The 19,705-nt window shown below is 61.3% G+C and carries 17 protein-coding genes; 14 read left to right on the forward strand and 3 right to left on the reverse strand.

Translation table 11 applies throughout. The features are described 5' to 3' along the window. Nucleotides 1–46: 46 nt before the first annotated feature. The 12 genes from AAFN88_RS12775 to AAFN88_RS12830 all read left to right on the forward strand — a co-directional run bounded on the left by AAFN88_RS12775 (nucleotide 47) and on the right by AAFN88_RS12830 (nucleotide 14,115). The gene (locus tag AAFN88_RS12775; protein WP_347520696.1) at nucleotides 47–1,564 is read left to right on the forward strand and encodes a hypothetical protein; all 1,518 of its coding nucleotides are present in this window, start codon (nucleotides 47–49) and stop codon (nucleotides 1,562–1,564) included. Between the two features lie 138 nt (nucleotides 1,565–1,702). Next, nucleotides 1,703–2,158 carry a hypothetical protein gene (locus AAFN88_RS12780; RefSeq protein WP_347520697.1) on the forward strand — a complete coding sequence of 152 codons (456 nt, stop codon included), beginning with the start codon at nucleotides 1,703–1,705 and terminating at the stop codon, nucleotides 2,156–2,158. A gap of 46 nt (nucleotides 2,159–2,204) precedes the next feature. Then, the gene (locus tag AAFN88_RS12785) at nucleotides 2,205–3,692 is read left to right on the forward strand and encodes a hypothetical protein (protein ID WP_347520698.1); all 1,488 of its coding nucleotides are present in this window, start codon (nucleotides 2,205–2,207) and stop codon (nucleotides 3,690–3,692) included. Between the two features lie 22 nt (nucleotides 3,693–3,714). Next, on the forward strand, nucleotides 3,715–4,554 hold the full coding sequence (locus AAFN88_RS12790) for a hypothetical protein (protein ID WP_347520699.1): 840 nt from the start codon (nucleotides 3,715–3,717) through the stop codon (nucleotides 4,552–4,554). 489 nt (nucleotides 4,555–5,043) lie between these two features. Continuing rightward, nucleotides 5,044–5,880, forward strand: a complete 837-nt coding sequence (locus tag AAFN88_RS12795; protein WP_347520700.1) for a phage capsid protein — start codon at nucleotides 5,044–5,046, stop codon at nucleotides 5,878–5,880. Between the two features lie 13 nt (nucleotides 5,881–5,893). Then, on the forward strand, nucleotides 5,894–6,181 hold the full coding sequence (locus AAFN88_RS12800) for a hypothetical protein (RefSeq protein WP_347520701.1): 288 nt from the start codon (nucleotides 5,894–5,896) through the stop codon (nucleotides 6,179–6,181). Between the two features lie 97 nt (nucleotides 6,182–6,278). Further along, nucleotides 6,279–6,650 carry a hypothetical protein gene (locus AAFN88_RS12805; protein WP_347520702.1) on the forward strand — a complete coding sequence of 124 codons (372 nt, stop codon included), beginning with the start codon at nucleotides 6,279–6,281 and terminating at the stop codon, nucleotides 6,648–6,650. A gap of 11 nt (nucleotides 6,651–6,661) precedes the next feature. Beyond that, nucleotides 6,662–7,231, forward strand: a complete 570-nt coding sequence (locus AAFN88_RS12810; RefSeq protein WP_347520703.1) for a hypothetical protein — start codon at nucleotides 6,662–6,664, stop codon at nucleotides 7,229–7,231. Between the two features lie 3 nt (nucleotides 7,232–7,234). Beyond that, nucleotides 7,235–10,201: a hypothetical protein gene (locus AAFN88_RS12815; protein WP_347520704.1), complete on the forward strand. Its 2,967-nt coding sequence runs from the start codon at nucleotides 7,235–7,237 to the stop codon at nucleotides 10,199–10,201. Continuing rightward, entirely contained in the window at nucleotides 10,201–10,632 is a 432-nt protein-coding gene (locus tag AAFN88_RS12820) for a hypothetical protein (RefSeq protein ID WP_347520705.1), read from the forward strand. Before AAFN88_RS12815 ends, AAFN88_RS12820 begins: the two co-directional genes overlap by 1 nt. Beyond that, nucleotides 10,620–11,075: a hypothetical protein gene (locus tag AAFN88_RS12825; RefSeq protein WP_347520706.1), complete on the forward strand. Its 456-nt coding sequence runs from the start codon at nucleotides 10,620–10,622 to the stop codon at nucleotides 11,073–11,075. The genes AAFN88_RS12820 and AAFN88_RS12825 overlap by 13 nt, the downstream gene beginning before the upstream one ends. A gap of 37 nt (nucleotides 11,076–11,112) precedes the next feature. Beyond that, a complete protein-coding gene (locus AAFN88_RS12830) occupies nucleotides 11,113–14,115 on the forward strand; it encodes a hypothetical protein (RefSeq protein ID WP_347520707.1) in 3,003 nt (1,000 codons plus the stop codon). 68 nt (nucleotides 14,116–14,183) lie between these two features. Here AAFN88_RS12830 and AAFN88_RS12835 read toward each other — a convergent pair whose 3' ends face one another. Then, nucleotides 14,184–15,173, reverse strand: coding sequence for a hypothetical protein (locus tag AAFN88_RS12835; protein ID WP_347520708.1), 990 nt, complete (start codon nucleotides 15,171–15,173; stop codon nucleotides 14,184–14,186). 74 nt (nucleotides 15,174–15,247) lie between these two features. On the opposite strand from AAFN88_RS12835, the gene AAFN88_RS12840 reads away from it, so the two are divergent. Next, nucleotides 15,248–16,339, forward strand: a complete 1,092-nt coding sequence (locus tag AAFN88_RS12840) for a hypothetical protein (protein ID WP_347520709.1) — start codon at nucleotides 15,248–15,250, stop codon at nucleotides 16,337–16,339. A gap of 98 nt (nucleotides 16,340–16,437) precedes the next feature. On the opposite strand, the gene AAFN88_RS12845 is transcribed toward AAFN88_RS12840, so the two are convergent. Then, entirely contained in the window at nucleotides 16,438–17,307 is an 870-nt protein-coding gene (locus AAFN88_RS12845; protein WP_347520710.1) for a hypothetical protein, read from the reverse strand. Between the two features lie 69 nt (nucleotides 17,308–17,376). Between AAFN88_RS12845 and AAFN88_RS12850 the strand changes: the two genes are divergently transcribed. Further along, nucleotides 17,377–18,723, forward strand: a complete 1,347-nt coding sequence (locus AAFN88_RS12850) for a hypothetical protein (RefSeq protein WP_347520711.1) — start codon at nucleotides 17,377–17,379, stop codon at nucleotides 18,721–18,723. 21 nt (nucleotides 18,724–18,744) lie between these two features. Here AAFN88_RS12850 and AAFN88_RS12855 read toward each other — a convergent pair whose 3' ends face one another. Then, nucleotides 18,745–19,200 (reverse strand): hypothetical protein, encoded by a 456-nt coding sequence (locus AAFN88_RS12855; RefSeq protein WP_347520712.1) that lies wholly within the window; start codon nucleotides 19,198–19,200, stop codon nucleotides 18,745–18,747. Between the last annotated feature and the right edge of the window lie 505 nt (nucleotides 19,201–19,705).

Genomic DNA, 19,705 nt, shown 5'->3' on the forward strand with positions numbered 1-19,705 from the left:
AAGCCGTCCACCGAGCCTTCCTTTTCCCGCCTGAGTGGAGTTTTCCATGACCGACGATGCCTCTCCGGAGGCTGCCGGCGATGCCGCCGGTGGCCCGCCTGTACCTGCGCGCGCAGAGCCTGCCTTCACCCTCCGCAATGTGCCGCCGCCGACGGCGGAAGAACGCCGCGCGCAGCGTGCAGCCATGGAGCGTGCGATCGAGTTTGGCGCGGCGCCCTACCGCGACGCCGAGGGCAGGGCGCGCTACGTCGTCTTCAAGGACGCCAACAACGCCCCGGTCGAGGCCTGGACGCGCGACCGCGAGGCCAAGCGCGGCTACCGCCGCACCCAGTACGCGCGCAAGGCCGCGGGGCAGATGGCCTGGCATCCCGAGGACCAGATCGAGCTCGCCAAGCGCCTGGGGGTGATCTACCACCGCGAGGGCCGCAGCGTGGAGGGCGCCGCCGAGCGCGGGCTCTACGACGCCATCTGGCGCTACGAGCACGTCTGGGACAGCTTCACCGTGCCCCGGCGGATCGGCGGGGGAAGCGCCACCCAGATCATCGACACCGGGCGCATCGCCGCGGTGGCCGAGGAAGAGGCGCGCAGGCTGCAGGCCGAGGACCCGCGCGCCGCTGGTGGCTTCTGGGTGCGCGACCGCAAGAACCGCGGCCTCATCTACGTCGTTCCCAATCCCGATACGGGGGAAGGCGCCGACGCTCGGCCTACCGAGCGAGCGGCGGCGCCCGTAGGTGACATCCTCAAGGGCGAAAGCGGCGAAATTACGTTGCCGGGTCAGGCCGATGCCGTGTCTGAGCCCGGAAGTAGGGCAGATGAGGCGGTGCAAGATCTCTCAGAGCAACAAGGAGAAGTTACAGTCAAGCAGCCACGGCAACAATCTCTGCACTATCCTGACATACCCCTCCCGCCGCCTGCGAAAACGTGGAAGATAGGAAAAGAGGTTCCACTGGATGAGGACCAACTGCCGGTCATCAATATGGAGCAGGATAGAATCAGAAATATTCTGGCAAACGAACCGGCGAAATTCGATATGGTGAACTCGCAAAGCGCGAAGCGACCTTATAAATCGTATGAGCGCAATGATTACGGATACTACGCCGTATGGATTCACCAGGATGCAATCGAATACCAGGCAGCTCGGCAAGGCGTAGACCCGAATCTCGTCAAGGCGATCGTGTACTTTGAAAACGCACGCGGGTGGTATGGCAATCCACTGGACTACATTCGTGTGTCGTCGTCCGCGTTGCCGATGAACATCAAATCCGGGGTGTGGGGAGGATTGGTCGGTGAGGGCAAGGATTTCTATGATCCATTGGTGAACATCGAAGCAGGCGTCCGGTTGATTCGCCGGATCATTGAGCGGCTGCAGACACCCACGGTCGCAGGTGTCGGTTCAATCTATAACTTTACCGGTCAAGAGATTGTTGTCGACAACGGTGCAACCGTTGCTGAAATCTATAAGACGCAACCCTGGAAGCGAAGGCCAAAGGACTTTCCTTCAGGACTTGAAATGTACATGACGCAACGCCGTGATGCACTGAAGCAGCGCCTTCCAGTCTACTGACATCCGCCAGAATGGCTTTGAACCCTTGCCCGCATCATTCCTCATTGCTGACGGTATTGCGCCCAATTTGCCGTGGAATATCGAACGGAATGTGCCGCCATCCGCCGAGGGGCGGTTGTTGACAAGGAGGGCAAGCGAATGGCCGCTGTATTAGGAGTTGTTCCTCTGCTCTATATTGCGTGGCTGCTTAGCTGGTTTGGCACCTTTGCCGGCACCTGTACTGGTGCCGACCCCAAGTCGCTCGGTGCGGGTATGTTCTACTCGGCAGCTTTTTATGCTGGTGGCATCCTCTGTCTCCTTTGCCGCAAACTCAACACCGAAGGTTTCTTATGTGCATTGCCACTTATCGTTCTGCTGATATGGCAGGCGATCTGGTCCTTTGAGCTTTTTACCGTAGTGTTCCTCGAGGGGCACAGCGCTTGCACATTCATGATGGGCAGTTATTTCGGAGAGGCGCGGGGAGGGCAGGAGTACATTTACGTCTTTTACTACGTCGGAGTCAGTGTTGCTTCTCTCATGGCAATTGGCTTATCACACTTCCGGTACCGTCGAAGCCAAGATGCACCAGTGACGGCTTCAGGCCGTGACAAATAGCGATAGTCCTTCGCCCCTTCTCACTCCCGCCTGAGCGGAGTTTTCCATGACTGATGATGCCTCTCCGGAGGCCGCCGGTGGCCCGCCTGTGCCTGCGCGCGCAGAGCCTGCCTTCACCATCCGCAATGTGCCGTTGCCGACGGCGGAAGAACGCCGGGCACGGCGTGCGGCCATGGACCGTGCGATCGAGTTCGGCGCGGCGCCCTACCGCGACGCCGAAGGCAGGGCGCGCTACGTCGTCTTCAAGGACGCCAACAACGCCCCGGTCGAGGCCTGGACCCGCGACCGCGAGGCCAAGCGCGGCTACCGCCGCACCCAGTACGCGCGCAAGGCCGCGGGCCAGTTGGCCTGGCATCCCGAGGACCAGATCGAGCTCGCCAAGCGCCTGGGGGTGATCCACCACCGCGAGGGCCGCAGCGTGGAGGGCGCCGCCGAGCGCGGGCTCTACGACGCCATCTGGCGCTACGAGCACGTCTGGGACAGCTTCACCGTGCCCAGGCGCATCGGCGGGGGAAGCGCCACCCAGATCATCGACACCGGGCGCATCGCCGCGGTGGCCGAGGAAGAGGCGCGCAGGCTGCAGGCCGAGGACCCGCGCGCCGCTGGTGGCTTCTGGGTGCGCGACCGCAAGAACCGCGGCCTCATCTACGTCGTCCCCATTCCCGGTCCGGAGGCAGCGGCAGGAGACACGCTATCGGGCGGTGAGGGCGCGGACAGCCTTGCCGGTGATGGCGGCATCGACAGCGCGCTGGAGCACTATCTGCCGGAAGACGCGCACCTGGTACCTATTGGCCGAGCTGTTTCGGGTGATCTGCCAGACACTCTCTCCGACGGCGACGAAAAGTCAGAAGTATTGGCCGGCGTCCAAGGCGACATTGCCGGTCTGGCGCGCGAGGGGACTGAGGCTGAGCGGGTCCGAAAACTATACCGACGGTGGATCAGTGATGCATCCGACGAGATCATGCAGAAGTATCTCACAGGAGGATATGATGCGCGAACTGCAGCCAGGTTGGCACGCAACGAGCGAGAGTGGCTCGTCAGGAAAGCGAGGAAGCAGGGAACGCGCCTCGCTTATGAAATTGCCGTAGCCTTGAAGAAGGACGGGCCGCCGCTCAGTGAGCTAGAAAAGCGCTATGCGGCGAAACTCTTCGACAAGCCTTTTGAGCGGCTCGCCAAGGCAGACCAGATCGGTGTCTGGGAGGAAATCATCCGCGCCGCGGGGCGGGACCGTGGAACCGTCTCGAAGATCGCGGATGGGCTCGGCAAGGCGGGCCGGTCCCTCTGGGTTCTGAGTGTGGCGATCTCTGCCTACAATGTTTTAACGGCAGAAGACAAAGTTAAGGCCCTGGCGAAGGAGGGCGTGACTTTGGGTGGCGGCCTTGCCGGTAGCGCTCTTGGCGGTGTTGTCGGAGCTGCAGCGCTCGGCTTTCTTGTCGGCGGGCCTGCGGGGGCGGCCATCGGCGTTCTGGTCGGCGGCATTGCCGGCGCCATGGGTGCCGATATTGCTTTCGATGCTCTGTTCGACGACAATTAGAAGTTGATGGAGAAAACGGTATTTGCTGCCGATGGAACCGATCCACGATTTCAGTTTTGAGCCGGAACTGTCTGACTCCTGTGAATCCAAGAACGGCGATGGCATCTGCTTCGGCCTTGGGGCGCCGCATCGGCGACTCAGCAGTACAAGGGTGTACTACATGGGCGAAATAACGCCGTCCTTCCCCCTGTGCTATCGGCGGCGGCACGTTGACGGCATGCAGATTTTCGGCGCAGACCGTCTGGTGCTCCAGCTGCGGACAACGCACGGCTTCATTGTTATGTGCTCCGGTGCATCAGGGATGTTCAGTTCGTTTTCGATTTCCATCTACTACATTCTCGATGGTTTTCGGGGGAGCGAATGGGGCATGTTCTACGGGCGGGAGAAGGAAACACCGCTTGCCTGGGTGAAGCGGATTTTCCTCAAGCATTATGAGAAACCTGTCTTTTGTGCGCCCAGGGGCCCGGAGCCTTTGGAAGCCTATCGCATAGAGGATGATCGAAATCTGGCTTTCAAGGTGCATTGCCACGGCTGGTACCGGATGACCTTGTTTGAGGAGAATCCGCGAAGCTGGCTGGTTTCCAATTGGCGCTACATGCCTGAGAATTCCTACGCAGGACACCGCCGCTACTTCTGCATTCGAAAGATATGGGGGAAGGGCTACGACGGTGGCGGCCAAGTGCTGTACCCGCCCGAGGCCCAAGAAGAGAAATCGTCTCAGCCAGCTCACGGAGCCGCTCTTCTTCAAACCGAATTAGGAGGGAAGGGGGGGGCGGTGAACTCAGGAAGGTTCGCGACTCCGCTGAGCCTACGCACCGGTGGGTTACACGTTATCACCCAACGGTGGGAGCGAGACACCTGAATAGCATAAGGACTGCAGCGGAGAGTTTCAATTAGCGCTTGTGCGTACGTGAGGCGCCCAGCGCGATCCGCTGTTCTTCAAGTCGAACTAAGAGGGAGGGGGAGGCCGGTGAACCCAGGGAGGTCTCAGACTCCGTTGGGCCTACGCACGATGGACCTACACGTCTTCGTTCCACCGTGGGAGCGGGGCACCTGGATAATGTAGGCGCTATGGCGGGGTGGTTCAACCAGTGCTTGCGCGCTGTCGCCGCCGCTCGTTCATTCCGTTTTCGAGTTTGCCGCGGGCGCGGGGATACCCTGCCGGCCCCCGTGTCCGCGGCCCTATTCCGCAATCCGTAAGGCCCCCTAAGCGGCCCGACGCGGCCTGACCCTCGTGCCTTCCCGGGCGCAGGGGCAGGGACCCGCGCGCCTGGCCGCCCCAAGCGGACACCCTCTCGGAGCGCTCATCACCACTCCCTTTGACCCATTCCTTCAACAGAGGAGATGTGCGTTGAGCACTTCCATCGACCTTTCCTTCGTGAAGCAGTTCGAACGCGAAGTTCACGAAGCCTATCAGCGCCAGGGCTCGCTGCTGCGCGCGACGGTGCGTTCCAAGAACAACGTGAAGGGCGCCTCGACGACCTTCCAGAAGATCGGCAAGGGCGTCGCCTCCACCAAGGCCCGCCACGGCAAGGTCACGCCGATGAACGTCGACCACACGCCGGTCGAATGCACCCTGCAGGACTTCTATGCCGGCGACTACGTCGACAAGCTGGACGAGGCGAAGATCAATCACGACGAACGCATGGTTATCGCCAACGCCGGCGCTTGGGGCCTGGGGCGCAAGACCGATGAGCTGATCATCGGGCAGGCGGACCAGAGCACCTCCTTCGTCGGCACCTTCGTCGGCGGACTCACCCGAACCTTGCTGCTGCAGGCGGTGGAGGCCCTGGACGACAATGACGTGCCGGACGACGGCATGCGTTGGGGCCTGCTGACGCCCCGGCAATGGTCCATCGCGCTGACGATCCCGGAGTTCGCCAGCGCCGACTTTGTCGGTGACGACCTGCCCTATATGCAGCGCAACCGGACCCGCTCGTGGCTGGGCGTGAACTGGATGCGGCACACCGGCCTGCCCGGCAAGGGCACGGCCACCGCGGTGTGCTTCACCTACCACAAGAACGCGCTCGGCCACGGCTGCGGCGCCGACGTGACCAGCGACATCACCTGGCACGGCGACCGGGCAGCGCACTTCGTCAACAACATGATGAGCCAGGGCGCCTGCCTGATCGACCCGGAAGGCGTGATCGAAGTCCGCGTCGACGACACCGCGACCATCCCGGCCTAAGGAGAACCGATCCATGGCATACAATGCAAAGTACCTCACCCTCATGGCCCATGGCGCCGGTCAGCAGTGGTGGTCCTACCGCACGGCGGACACGCCTGTCACGGTCGACACCACAGGTTACTTCACCGGCGAGGCAGTGGGCATGATGAAGGTCGGCGATCTGGTCTTCGTGCAACAGGTCGACAACCCGGCGGCGCCCGGCAGCGTCACGGCGGCGGGCTGGCACCTGGTACTCTCCAACGACGGCACGACGGTGGACGTCTCCAACGCCACCGCGGTGGCGGTCGCCGACACCGACTAAAACACCGGCTGACCAGCTCCAATCGGTGAAACTTGCGGGCGGCTTCATTGCGGAGCCGCCCGTGCTATTTCCGCAATCTTTCCCAAGGGAGTGCCCCATGCCCAAGGCGTTGTCGCAGAACCTGGAAACCATCGCCGCACTGCAGAGCTTCTGCATTTTCGGCTACCAGACAGAGGACCCGCTCGCGGCGGTGGCCAGTCCGGACTACTTCGTGAGCTGCTCTGCGCGCCTGATGGCCAATGACCTGGTTCTGGTCTGCGCGGATGCCGAACGGAATCCGGCCTGGGGCCTGTTCCTGGTCAGCCGCGTCGGTCCGGAGGAGGTCATCCTGGAGAACGTTGCCGGCTTGACCCCCGATACCATCAACGGGCTGACTTTCCTGCGTAGCCCCCAAGGGGGCGGCCTGCGCAGTCCGAAGCCGGCTGCTGCCGGTAAGAAATCCGCCCGTGGCCGCGGCAAGGCCGCCTGAGGAGAAACACCATGGCCGACGTTACGGGGATCTGCAATTCCGCGCTCGCCAAGATCGGCGCCGCGCGGATCACCGCGCTGGAGGAGGGCAGCAAGAACGCCAACCTCTGCGCCGAGCTCTACGAAAGGTGCCGCGACGACCTGTTGCGCGCCCATAGTTGGAATTTCGCGGCAGCCCGCGCCAAGCTGGCCCGCGAGGCCGAGACGCCGGTCTTCGGCTTCGCCCATGCCTATGCCCTGCCGGCGGATTGGATACGTTGCGTCGACGCCTATGGGGACGGGGGCGGGACCTGCCGCATCGTCTACCGAGTGGAAGGAGACTGCCTGCTGAGCGACGCAGAGGACGTCTATCTGCGATACGTGCGGCGGGTGGCCGACGCCAACTTGATGCCAGCGGACTTCCGCGAGGCGCTTTCCTGTTTGCTGGCGCGTGAACTGGCGGTGCCTATTGCTCAGTCCAACACGCTGGAGGAGAAGCTCGAGGCGCGCTTCCGCAGTCGCCTGCGCCGGGCGCGCACGACGGACGGTTTGGAAGACCAGCTCGAGCCCCTGCCGCTCGGCGCCTGGGCGGAGGTGCGCTGACCCATGCCCCGCGCCAATCCTCTGCAAGCCGCCTTCAATGCCGGCGAGATCGGCCCCCGCCTTGCGGCCCGCGTCGACTTTCCCAAGTACCGCAATGCGGGCGCGAGGGTCGAGAACATGACCCCTCTGCCGCAAGGTGGGCTGACCCGCCGCCCGGGCACCCGCTTCGTTGCCGCGGCAGCCGATCAGGAAAAACGACCGCGGCTCGTTCCCTTCGAGTTCTCGACGGATCAGGCCTATGTACTGGAAGCCGGCGACGGAAAGTTCCGCTTCTTCCGCGACAAGGGACAAATTGTGGTGCAGCCGACCGATGCGGCGATCATCAACGGTGATTTCTCCAACGGCTTGACGAACTGGGACGACCGGTCAACGGGTGGCGGCAGTATCGTCGTTGGGCCAGTGACACGGACCATCTCCAGGACGCTTGGCACCGCCATTGGCAATATGACCGTGAATGGCGGATTAGCAGCCGCTTTCGACGGGAGCATTTCGCAAAGCACCCAAACGAGCGCGGCTCGCTCCGCCCTCTCGGGCTATGTCGGAAAGAACTGGGGTGCCGGCAACAAGAAGACCATTGCCGCGTTCACCTGTTACGGGACGAACGATGCCGGCTACGTGCTCGCCGCAAACCCGACCACAACGCTAACCCTGCAGGGTTCATCGGACAATTTCTCTGCGGATATCAAAACACTGGGATCTAAGACTTTCACGGACACATCGAACGAGTCAGGTATTCCCAGATCTCTCACAAGTGGAATCGATACCAGCACGGCTTACCAGTATCATCGTATCGTCGTGACGGGCGCCTCTGGCGCCGCCGTGTACATGGCCGAGTTGCAATGGTCCGAACTGGCCCCAAATCCCCTGAATGGATGCCAATTGGTCGGCAATGGATCCGGCATAGCCTGGGTCGAGCAGGAGGTGCCGACCAGCCATGCCGGCAGCGAACATGTGGTTGCTTTTCGTGTTCACGGAGTGGCTGGCACCAAGGCCCTGCTGAGCATAGGTACGACTTCGACCGGTGGAGAGTTGGTCGCCGACGTAGAGTGCTCGGTCGGATGGCACGTCGTGGCATTTACGCCGACCGTGACCCCCTTTTTCCTGCAGTTCAAGAACCCGAATGGCTACACCATCTCGGTCGACGAGATCAGCGTCTGCGCAAGTGGGGCAGCGTCACCGGTGCCGCTAAAGCTGGGAACACCCTATAGCCAGAGCATCCTGGAGAAGATCAAGTGGGCGCAGTCGGCCGATGTGATGTATGTCGCCCATCCCGATCATCCGCCCTACAAGCTGGAGCGCCGGGGCCACACTACCTGGTCGTTCTCTCTGGTGGGATTCGATGAGGGGCCGTTCCTGGATCAGAATACCGATGCGGGCAGGAGGTTGACGTGTAGCGCCACGACGGGCAATGGGATCACCATCACCGCCATAGGTCACGCGCCATTCGAGGCTGGTGATGTGGGCCGTTTCGTGCGCTTGCAGCCATCGGGGGAACCCGGTTGGGCGGTCATCACAGGGTTCGACAGCACGCAAAGCGTGACAGCAGATGTGAAACGGGGCTTCTCATCGACGGTTGCGACGGCGAACTGGAGCTTGGGGGCATGGTCTGCCGGCCGTGGATTTCCGTCGGTCGTCAGCTTCTTCGAGCAACGTTTAGTCTGGGCCGCTACGAAGGCGCAGCCACAGAGCTTCTGGATGTCGCAGTCAGGAGACCTGGAGAATATGCGTCCCGACAGTTTTGTGGGCGGCGCTGTCGAGGTACAGGACGACGACGGCCTGGACTTCACCATCGCCGCCGACGAGGTAAACGCCATCCGCTGGATGTCGCCCGGGCGCCAGTTGATCCTGGGGACGTCCGGCGGAGAGTGGTCGGTGACGTCCGATGGGCCGGTGGTGACGCCGCTGGATGTCGAGGTGAAGCGTGAGTCGACGAATGGCAGCGCCGACATTCAGCCTCTGAGAATCAGTTCAATCGTACTTTTCGTGCAGCGCGCCCGCCGCAAGCTGCGGGAGTTCGTCTTCAGTCTCGAGTCGGACGGTTTCCGCACGCCGGACCTGACCATCCTTGCGGAACACATCACCGAAAGCGGTTTGCGCGAGATCGTCTACCAGCAGGAGCCGGACAGTCAGGTTCATTGCGTGCGCGAGGATGGCGTGCTGGCGACCCTGACCTACCAGCGCGACCAGGATGTTGTCGGCTGGTCGCGGCACATTTTTGGCGGCAGCTACCAGGGCGGCGCCCCCGTGGTGGAGAGCGTGGCGACGATACCGGGCAGTGCCGCCGCCGGCAGCCAGAACCGCGACGAGGCCTGGATCGCAGTTAAGCGGACAGTCAACGGCACGACTTTCCGCAGTATCGAGGTCATGGAAGCCTCTTTCGAGGGTCCCAACCCGGAGGCCTTCGACAATATTGTCGACTTTGACGCGGCAGTACTGGCTCGGCAGCGGGCGGCTTTCTACGTCGACTGCGGGCTCAGTTATGACGGCGCGCCGACACAGACTCTCGCCGGTCTTGGCCATCTGGAGGGCGAGACGGTCACCATCCTGGCCGACGGCGCCCTGCATCCCGACCGCATCGTCGCGGGTGGCGCCGTCACACTGCAGGCGCCGGCCAGTGTGATCCATGTCGGCTTGCCGTACCGCCATGTCTTCGCTTCCCTGAAGCTGGAGGCCGGTGCGGCTGCGGGCACCGCCGTGGGCAAGGTGAAGCGGGTTCATGGCATCGCTCTGGTGCTGCTGCATTCCCTGGGCTTGCGTATCGGACCGTCGATCGGGCGTCTGGAGGACGTGTCCCTGCGTGAAGTGGGGAACGCCATGGACACGGCGGTACCTCTGTTCACCGGCGAGCGATTCGTCAGCTTCGAGGGCGATTTCGAGCGGGATGCCCGCATTGTCATCAGCGGCGACGCACCTTTACCCTTCACGCTGCTGGCCGCCGCGCCGGAGCTAAAGACGAACGAGCTGATCTGATGGGCGGCCCCCGGGTCCTCCCCTTCGAGCCGGCGCACCTGGCCGACCTGGACCCACCAATCTTCGGCCGGCGGCAGATGCAGTACTTCGCCGCAGCCTACCGGCCCGCCGGCCCGGCCTTCACCCTGATGGAAGGGGAGCGGGCACTGGGCTGCGGCGGTCTGATGATTGAAGGGGAAGAGGGGCGCGCCTGGGCCTTTCTCTCCGGCGTACTGCGGCAACGCCCGTTGCTATTGCATCGCACGGTGAAACGGGCGCTGCCGGCCCTGGCCGAACATTACGAGCTGAAGAGCCTCACTGCCGAGGCGCATGCCGAGTTTGCGGGCGCGCGGCGGTGGCTTGAACGGCTCGGCTTTCGCTACGAAGAGAGACTTCCGCGCTATGCGGGAACCACCGAAGATTACGTGAGGTATCGTCTATGGGTGCACTGACACTGATCGGCGGCGTGCTAAGCGCCGTCGCGGCTATTTCCGCTGGGCGGGCTCAGGCCAACGCGGCGGAGTTCAATGCGGAGATGGCGCAGCAGCAGGCCGAGCGGGAGCGGCAGATCGCCGAGCGCGAAGTGAAGGATCACCGGCGGCGGAACAGTCGGCTGCTAGCGACTTCCCGGGCGCGGCGCGCCGGCAGCGGGGTAACTTCCCAGGGGTCGCCACTGTTGGTCGATGAGGCGACTGCCGCCGAGATCGAGCTGGGTGCGCAGGACATTCTCTCCAGCGGAGCATCCAAGGCCTATGGATACCGGCAAGAGGCGGCACTGTCGCGTGCCCGGGCGAGTGGCGCCAGAACAGGCGGCCTCCTGAATGCGGGCGGTACTTTGCTAACAGCCGCGTCCGGCACCGACTACGACAACTTCTTCAAGTTCTCCGAAGGCTGACAGTCGCCGAACCAGCCAGAAATCTAGAGGTCCCATCATGCCCCGTATCCCTTCCGCTGCCGAGGTAAGCCCCATTGGCGGCTCCGCAAGCCGCCTTCCGAGGGTCCGCGCCGACGCTGCCGATTTCGGCCTCACCGTTGCTCAGGGATTTGCGTCCTTCGGAGGGGGAATAGGTGACGTCGGCGATCGGATCAGCAAGGACGTCCGCAGGGCCGCCGCGGAGGAAGAGCGGAAAAAGAAAAACGAGCAACTGCGTCAGCTTATGGAGGCGTTGGATAAATCCGAAGCCGCGAGACCGGGGGCGGATGAGGCGCAACATCGCGTTGAGCTGCGCGAAGCAGCCATCGAGATGGTCGACAATTGGGAATTCGACGGCAGCTCACCGCTGGAAGCCGCCGCCAAGGCGACCCGAGACCTGGAGTTCGTCGAGGATGAACGCCTGAAGCAACTGCCGGCTGAGCGGCGCGCCGGCTTGAAGGCAGCGACGCTACCGATCCGCCGCAGTCAAGCCCTGCGTGTGGCGCAGCGGGCGCAGAACCAGAGTGTGGTGGCGCTGAGTCGTCAAACCGAGCAGACGTTGCAGCTACTACAGAAACAGGCGGTGCGGGAGCCGGCGGCGGCGGCTCACTATTTGGCCGAGGGGCGCGCGCGTCTGTTGTCGCTGCAAAATGCCGGCGCCCTGACGCCCGAGCAGTTCGCAGCCCAGGAGGAGACCTTCCGGCGAAACCTCTACACGGCGGTGGTGCGCGGCCAACCCGGGGTGCAGGCCCTGGCGGACTTGGAAGGGGGCGTTTATGACGAAGCGCTAAACGACCCGGAGCTGAAGCGGTTCCTGACCCAGGAGACGGCCTGGCGCGTGCAGAGCGAGACGGCGCAGGGCGCCGCAGCGGCCGAGGCGCAACTGGCGCGCGTCCGGCGCGGGGACGGGAGGCCGGGGGAACTCAGCACCACGTCCGGGGCTGTCATGGCCGCCGGCGACATGGCCGATGCGGAGCTACAGGCGGAAGTGGCCTTGCGCGTGCGTTCCGAGCTCCAAAGCCTGCGCTATGCGCCGGAGGCGGAGGTCGAAGCGCGTATCGGTGCCTTGGCGCCAGTGGCGGAGGCGGCCGATGCAGCGGCACGCCAGTGGGTTCAGCAGGAGGTCTGGACCCAGAGCCGGATGATGCTGCGTGAGCGCAGCAAGGATCCGGCCGCCTATGTGATGGAGCAGCCCGCGGTGGCGGAGGCCTTTGCCGCGGCGGAGAAGGACCCGGCGCTGCTGCCCGACGCGGTCGCCGTGCGCTTGGCGGCGCAGAGCGCCATGGGGCTGGCGCCGGAAACGCAGAATGTCCTGACCCTGGAGGAGCGGGCGCGGATCGTCGGAGGGCTGCGCCACCTGGAGCCGCAGCAACAGGTCGCTGCCCTGCTGGAACTGGGGCGGCTCTACGGCGATCAGGCCGCGATGGTGGCCTCAGACCTGGCGGAGGCTGGTCTATCGATAGAGATGCACCTGGCCGCGGACCCCAGCGCTGGCCCGGAGGTTTCCGGGCGGCTCGCCCAGGCAGGCGAAAGTCAGGGCGAGGCGAAGACGCCCGAAGGCGGCGCGGTCGAAGCGGCGACTGAGGGGGTGATCGGGGAGGGGCAGAGGGGGGCCATGCGCACCGAAGCCGAGAATGCGGCAGGCGTGGTCACTGGTGTGCCGCCCGTGCCCCTGCGGAAGCCGGATCAGGTAGGGCCGCGTGATGGCCTGCGGCCAAGTGGTAAGAGAGCAACCTTCGAAGGAGGCGTTGGCGACGACATAGCGAGCAAGCGGTCGATTGAGGAAAAACTACCTGAGCCGGGAGCAAGTGGTTTACACCCGAGGGAGAAGGCTCTGCTAAGGGCCTACCGCCCCTTGATGGAAATGGACGAGGATATCGCGTTTGAGGGGATTGCTCCATCAGTCGTTTACAAGATCCGCGAGCCGGTCGAGAACGCCGCGATTCGGGCGGGTGTGGGGCCGGAGATTGCTAATTTGGCCGTTCGACTCACCGCACGGAACCTCAAGGAAGGCATGAACTTTGACGAAGCTCTGTCCGGAGCGTTAGTCGCTGCAGAGATCACCGGCTTGTCGGAGATTGCTCGAGGTAGCCTCGAGAGAGCAGAACGGCTGCGGGAAAAGTTGCCTAGTAATGAAGCGAAGCCGCGGGCGCTCAGCAAAGAGGAGTTGCTCATAAAGTACCCCAGTTTGAGGGTGAGCAGACATACCGAGAGGATGCTCGAGAACAACATCGTTGATTCGCCTAGCTACCGCTATGTTATGAGCCTGAAAGAGCAGGCCAAGCAAGCGGGTCTGAGTGAAGAGATGGGCAATTTGTTTGTAGAGTTGGCTCTACTAAAACGGGATCGCAATTACAATCCGCACCAGGGACATCTTTTGGCCGCCGATGAAGTGGGTGTTGAGCCACTGGTAGCCTCCGGCAACTATAGCCTTGATACTTCAAGGCACTGGTTTAAGGAAGAGAGCTCCTATTTCTTGGAGGCGCAGGCCCACGCCCGCCGAACGGGTTTGAGAATCGAAATTGAAAATGAAAAGCAGGCGAAAACGATGCTCCTTGCGCTTCGCGATTTGAGTGGGACACGTCACGCGGTGGCAAGGTACGGTGCGACGGAGATGGAGCGGATTGTTGACAGTGTTGTCGAATCGGCCTCGGAAGCGGGCGTGAATATCAGCAAGGAAGATGTGGCGAATGTGACATTCGACATGGTCGAGCATCCCTACAAGTATCCTCATGAGTTGACCAACGAAGAGCTCTTTGCTGGATCACTTTACTTGGTGAGGTTGTTGCGAGCTTCATCGAGAAAAACGCTCTGGAATGGGATCGTTGGTTCAGCGGCATCAGCGCTTCCTGCAAAAACAGTGGCCGCGCTTATTGGATTGGCTACCGGTGTTTTGGGACTTTCCAGTGATCTAGAATCGAGCCGCCAAATCGAATATCTCGAAGGAATGATGGAAGAGCTACTAAGTCGAGGTGCTTTTTCAATTGATTCGCAAATGATCGAAAGAATGAAACTGGAGTGAGCTGATTCGGTCGGTCTTTGTCCGATTGGCATTAGGTGGTAAGCGGCAAAACGAAAGTGAGACCCTGGTCAGGGTTGAGCGTGCTGTGCTCGGTGCCCATAGAGCGGAATGTCATAGGCTTTGCTCATCGCTTCGGCTCGTTCACGGACGGCTTCATAGTAAGAGGAGGGAAAATCAATGTTCTCTGCACACATATTCTCAAAGAAATCTTCTTTGGAACGAGATGCGAGGACTAGCCAAGTATCCGCCAGAACCGGATTCTTGTAGAATCCCAAGCCTCTGCAATAGAACTCGGATAACCAAGCGTATCCGCCAACTGCACCGTTGCTTGCAGATACCATGGCCCAGTAGTACTCGTCGAACTCAGAAGAATTGCTGGGAAAGCGATAATACGATCGCCGGATGTTGTCCTCGCTGCGAGCGAGGGGTAAGCCTTGGTCGACGGAGGAGCCAAAGTAAGAGTCGGCTAGATAAGAGGACGGTTTCACGCCTAGGCCGAGACGATAAAATACGGAAACAATGTACTCTGCCTCTGGATCTCCGGCATTCGCCAGCATCTCAAATTCTTGGAAGGCTGCGCTGTAGTCGCCCGCTTTCAGGTGACGTTCCGCTTGCGCGAATTGCTCTTGGTCTGGTCCGGGTCGAGAAAACCTGTATCGCTCATCGTAGTCCCGCAGGTCTACTGGACCGGTTGAGGCGAGCCATTGGCGCTTTTCCTTCTCTTCCTGCTTTCGGATCTCTTCGACTTGCTTCTTGGATTGGGCACGCGCCGCAAATAGAGCTATCTGCCAAGCAACTGGATTGCCCTGCTCGGCCTGGGGCCATACCTGATCATAAGCCTTGCTGTAGTCGCCTTCGACAAGGGCCTGAATCGCAGCTTCGAAGCCAGCATGCTTTACATCGTCCGGCGTTAGCTCCAATTGCCGAAGGACGCTCAGTGCTTCTGGCTGCTCGAGGATGCTCTGTGCTTGCGCCGCAGGGACTGCAAGCGAAAGAAAAACGACTAGCAGAAAGCACAGGGTTTTTGGCAGACGGTGGCCTCGATAATTCAACGGCATGTTCAGTCTCCTTGGGGCCAGCAGCCTGAAGCTTCATTCCCAAAAGTCCAATCACTCTACCGCTGATTGTTTTCTTGTTCAACCTTTGTTCTTTTGGGCGTGAGGGCGCGGAGGAGGAGGCGGCACAGGAGGCCCTTGGCCTGACGCCGGACCAGCAGAACGCGCTGACCAAGGACGAGCGCACCCGGTTCATCGCCGGGCTGCGGCAGATGACGCCGGAGCAGCGCGCCGCCGCGTTGAAGGAGTTGCAGGCGGCCTACGGCGATCAGGCCGGCGCGGTGATGGCCGACCTGGTTGAGGCCGGGCTGCCGCTCAACGATTCCCTGACGGGTGATCCCGGCGCCGGCCCGGAGGTTTCCGGGCGGCTCGCCCAGGCAGGCGAAAGTCAGGGCGAGGCGAAGACGCCCGAAGGCGACGTGGTTGAGGAGAGGGCGGAAAAGCTGATCGCCGAAGGGCGGGAAGTTTTCGGAAGGCAGGGTGAAGGACAGGAGCCGCTGGAAGATATGGAATTCAGCCTGCCTTCGTCACGGCCGAAGCCCAATCCGTTGCGGGAAGATGAGAGTGTCGAAGGACGACTGCAAATTCCCAAACTTGAAGGTACGTCGCGCGAGCAGGTTCAGATTCTGATGAACAGAATGGGCATCAGCGGGAGTGCGCCGCGGGGTGCCATCAACGACCGTGTTTTGGAAGTGCTTAAGGAGTTCTCACAAATCCGCTACATCATCCGAGAAGAGGGACTAGCCGGCAGCGAAAGACTCGGGCGAGTTATTGCGGATATGATGAGTGAAGGGTGGGGGCGTGGTCTGCGCGACACCTTTGGAGCAGAACTTCGGCGTCTAGGGAAGAGTGTAGTCAAGTCACCATACAAACACCCTTGGTCTTTGACCGATATCGAGCTGACATCGTCAATTGGGGCCTTGGGGGAAAGGCTGCGCGAATCAGCGAATCAGAGTGTCGGCCTAGAGCTGTTGAGTGCGCTCGTAGAGCTCTTTGCTCCTGTCGGAAGAGTGAAGCAGGTGGCCGGTCTCGCCCTTAATGCCATCGGGCTTTCCGATTCGATCGAGACCGCAGAGTCGCATAGGGTGTTCACGGATCTTGTCAATGAGGCGATCCACCGGAAGATCATCGTCGTGGATTCCAGGGCCATCAAAGGTGCCGGATTGTAAAACTTGGACGCCCTGTGGTCTAGAGTTCGGGTGTTGTCAGTCCCGTGGTCCTTGACCGGCGCTCTGCCCGTTGTGTTGGAGGTTACTGGAAAGCCGGTTCAATTCTGCGGGGGCATCGGTATATCATAGGCTTTGCTCAGAGCTTCAGCCCTTTCCTTAATAGCCTGATGATAGGATGCGCCATACTCGACATCGTTGCTGCAGGCGTAGCTTAGAAAACGGTTCTTTTCCGAGAAGACCAGATAAAGCCAAATGTCTGCCAGCACCGGGTTCCTATCTACGCCCTCACCATAGCAGTAGGCACTTGATACAACCTCATACCCCCAGGGCTCGCCATTTGCAGCGGCCCGCATGCCCCAGTAGAAAGCTTCGCGCTGCAATGCTTCCTCATTGGAATAGCCGAAAGGGTTAGTGGATACCGCCAAATCACCCTGAGCCGCACCATACCCCTGCTGCGCGGACCTGAGGATAAAACCCCGAGCCCTTTCCTTATCCTTCTCTACGCCCTTTCCCGCGGAAAAAAGCCTGCCGACCTCATATTGAGCTTCCGCGTCCCCCGCCTCTGCGAGCGGGAGCCATTCCTGAAGCGCTGTTTCGAAGCGACCAGATTCGTATAGCTCCATACCTTTCTCGAACCGTGCTTGGTCCACTTCTGATCGCTTGGGCCGATAACGCTCGTCATATTCGCGCAGGTCGATTGGGCCGGTCGCCACGAGCCGGTTCTCCTCTGCCTCTTTGGCCTCCATCATCGCTTTTGCGAGGGCGGCGACGAAGCGGGCGGTTTTATCTCCCTGCTCGGCCAGGGGCTGAACTTCCCGGTAGGCAGCTTCGTAGTTGCCTTCTTCCAAGGCGCGGGCTGCGAGATCCAGGTCGGCTGCCTCCGCCGGGAAACCGGCCAGCAAGAAGACCGCGGCCAATAGGGCATAGGAACCGCTTCTCACTGCGCTGGAGTGGAGATGTGACAGCATTTCTAGTCTCCGCCGGCCGGGCTAGCCACGGCCTGAAGGTTCATTGTCGAAAGTCCAACCACTCTACCGTTGATTGTTTTCTTGTTCAATCTTTGTTCTTTTGGGCGTGAGCTCGCGGAGGAGGAGGCGGCACAGGAGGCCCTTGGCCTGACGCCGGACCAGCAGAACGCGCTGACCAAGGACGAGCGCACCCGGTTCATCGCCGGGCTGCGGCAGATGACGCCGGAGCAGCGCGCCGCCGCGTTGAAGGAATTGCAGGCGGCCTACGGCGATCAGGCCGGCGCGGTGATGGCCGACCTGGTTGAGGCCGGGCTGCCGCTCAACGATTCCCTGACGGGTGATTCCGGCGGTGGCCCGGAGGTTTCCGGGCGGCTCGCCCAGGCAGGCGAAAGCCAGGGCGAGGCGAAGACGCCCGAAGGCGACGTGATCGAGGAGGCGACGGAGGGGGTGATCGGGGAGGGGCAGGAGGCCGCAGGCCACAGCGCCGAGATCGAGGATAGAGAAGGTGCCGACAAAGGCGCGCCGCCGTTGCCCCTGCGGAAGCCGGTCCCGAAGCGTGTTTTCGACGAGCAGGAGGTGTTGCGCAGACACCGGGACTTATTCGTGAGTGATATCGACACGCAAGCGCTGGACCAAAGCCCAGATGACTTGCTCTTGCGGCGTCTCATTGCCCAGTTGGGGCAGGCTGCTGAGGAGGCCGGTGTGAGTGAGGATATGCGGCACCTGGCCATAAAGCTTGGTGTCAAGAAACTCATTGTAGAAGGCAATGGGCCACGGCGAGCGCATAGACTAGCAGCGGATGAGGCCGGTATTGAATGGCTTGTGCCGTCACGTGGATACAGTTTCGACAATTCCGCATTCCGTCCTCGAGAGCAAGAGTATGCAGTGGTTGAAGTGCAGGCATTCTTCGATGCGTTCGACATGGATTATGAGATAGAGGACGAAGCCGCAGCGGCTTTGCTATTGCCGGCGTTGCGCGAATTCTGGGGTACCCGGGAGGCCGCAAGATTGTATGGTGCGGCAGAATTTGAGCGCCGAATCGAAAACCTCGTCGCAGCCGGGATCCAGGCCGGTATCGACATCAAGCGGGGTGATGTCAGAGATCTTGCTTGGACTGCAATCGATGATCCCCTTCGTCTTCCTTGGGCTCAGACGAAATCTGAATTGAAGGTATCTCTTGGAAAACTAGCAGAACAAGTCGAAGCGGCGGGTGATATCGGCCTCATCCAGTCGCTAGGAGAAACCTTGCTCGACTTGGCGCCGGCCGGCGGAACCCTTGCCAAAGGGGCCAAGAAGGCAGGTACTGTGGCTTTTGATCTCTGGGGGATCGGCAGCGCCCTGACGACGGAGGAAGCCAGCGATCTCTTGGCCAAATCGGTGAAGGAACTCTTAAGGCGCGATTACCTAATACAATAGTTCCGGCTTCACCGCGGGACATTATCTGAAAATCCACTCGGGAGCGGCATCCATGACGTCTCTCGCAGGTGGAAGATCAAAGGCCTTGCGCCGAGCAATCGATCTTTCATGCAAATGCTTGGCGCGTTCGGGGTCGAAGTCTCTGCCAGGACCGCAGATAATGGGATCGGTATCTCTATTTCGATAGATGGCGCGGAGGAAGGGGTCGTCTTGACGCGCGATGATGTACCAGACATCGGCCAAGTCGGTATCCCTATCAACGAAGATCCCCTTACAATAAATTTCAGCCAAAGCTTCGTATGCGGGCCCGACGCCTTTCAAGGCGGCCCGCATTACCCAGCTGAAACCCACTGAGCCGTAGTCGCTCTTGCGGACGCCGGTCAAACCTAAGGGGTCTTCGAGCAGAGCCAGGATGGTACCCACTGTGTATTGGGCTCTTGGCTCTCCGGCCTTTGCGGCCTGCAAGAAAAAGTCCATTTTCTTCCTATGATCTCTTTCGACTCATTTGCCCCACATGTGCATGAGACCTAGGAAGTAGAGGGCCCGGCTATCACCCGCATTGGCTGCAGCTGTCCATTCCTTGTATGCAGTTGCAAAGTCATAATTCCTATAAGCTTTTTCCCCTTCTTCATATCCAGCGTCAGCGGGCGTTATCGCGGCGAAGAAGAGCACCGCGATGAGTATGCTGCATAGAATGTGTGACGGTTGGCCGCCGCGTGTATCTATCGGCATGTTCCATCTCCGTTAGGCCGAGTGCTTCAAGCCGTCGTTCACGAGCGGCTAGTTACTCTACCGGTGATTGCTTTTTTGTTCAATCTTTGTTCTTTTTGACGTGAGGGCGGGCAACCTGCCCCCGAGAGACCACTTCCCAGGCCTTTTTGATCGGTCCCTCCGGCCGCAGCGGCTGTCACTCCGCGGCTTCCGAAACCCCACCCACCTCTCATCCCCGGAGCAACCCACCATGAGTCCTGCCAGGAGCAGC

Origin of the sequence: Pelagibius sp. CAU 1746, from assembly GCF_039839785.1 — a bacterium.
In the GTDB taxonomy this organism is placed as follows: domain Bacteria; phylum Pseudomonadota; class Alphaproteobacteria; order Kiloniellales; family Kiloniellaceae; genus Pelagibius.

What these genes read in the sequence shown, in the direction of transcription:
- AAFN88_RS12775 (WP_347520696.1), top strand. Translation starts at nt 47, where the DNA reads ATGACCGACGATGCCTCTCCGGAGGCTGCCGGCGATGCCGCCGGTGGC.
- AAFN88_RS12780 (WP_347520697.1), top strand. Translation starts at nt 1,703, where the DNA reads ATGGCCGCTGTATTAGGAGTTGTTCCTCTGCTCTATATTGCGTGGCTG.
- AAFN88_RS12785 (WP_347520698.1), top strand. Translation starts at nt 2,205, where the DNA reads ATGACTGATGATGCCTCTCCGGAGGCCGCCGGTGGCCCGCCTGTGCCT.
- AAFN88_RS12800 (WP_347520701.1), top strand. Translation starts at nt 5,894, where the DNA reads ATGGCATACAATGCAAAGTACCTCACCCTCATGGCCCATGGCGCCGGT.
- AAFN88_RS12805 (WP_347520702.1), top strand. Translation starts at nt 6,279, where the DNA reads ATGCCCAAGGCGTTGTCGCAGAACCTGGAAACCATCGCCGCACTGCAG.
- AAFN88_RS12810 (WP_347520703.1), top strand. Translation starts at nt 6,662, where the DNA reads ATGGCCGACGTTACGGGGATCTGCAATTCCGCGCTCGCCAAGATCGGC.
- AAFN88_RS12815 (WP_347520704.1), top strand. Translation starts at nt 7,235, where the DNA reads ATGCCCCGCGCCAATCCTCTGCAAGCCGCCTTCAATGCCGGCGAGATC.
- AAFN88_RS12820 (WP_347520705.1), top strand. Translation starts at nt 10,201, where the DNA reads ATGGGCGGCCCCCGGGTCCTCCCCTTCGAGCCGGCGCACCTGGCCGAC.
- AAFN88_RS12825 (WP_347520706.1), top strand. Translation starts at nt 10,620, where the DNA reads ATGGGTGCACTGACACTGATCGGCGGCGTGCTAAGCGCCGTCGCGGCT.
- AAFN88_RS12830 (WP_347520707.1), top strand. Translation starts at nt 11,113, where the DNA reads ATGCCCCGTATCCCTTCCGCTGCCGAGGTAAGCCCCATTGGCGGCTCC.
- AAFN88_RS12835 (WP_347520708.1), bottom strand. Translation starts at nt 15,173, where the DNA reads ATGCCGTTGAATTATCGAGGCCACCGTCTGCCAAAAACCCTGTGCTTT.
- AAFN88_RS12845 (WP_347520710.1), bottom strand. Translation starts at nt 17,307, where the DNA reads ATGCTGTCACATCTCCACTCCAGCGCAGTGAGAAGCGGTTCCTATGCC.
- AAFN88_RS12855 (WP_347520712.1), bottom strand. Translation starts at nt 19,200, where the DNA reads ATGGACTTTTTCTTGCAGGCCGCAAAGGCCGGAGAGCCAAGAGCCCAA.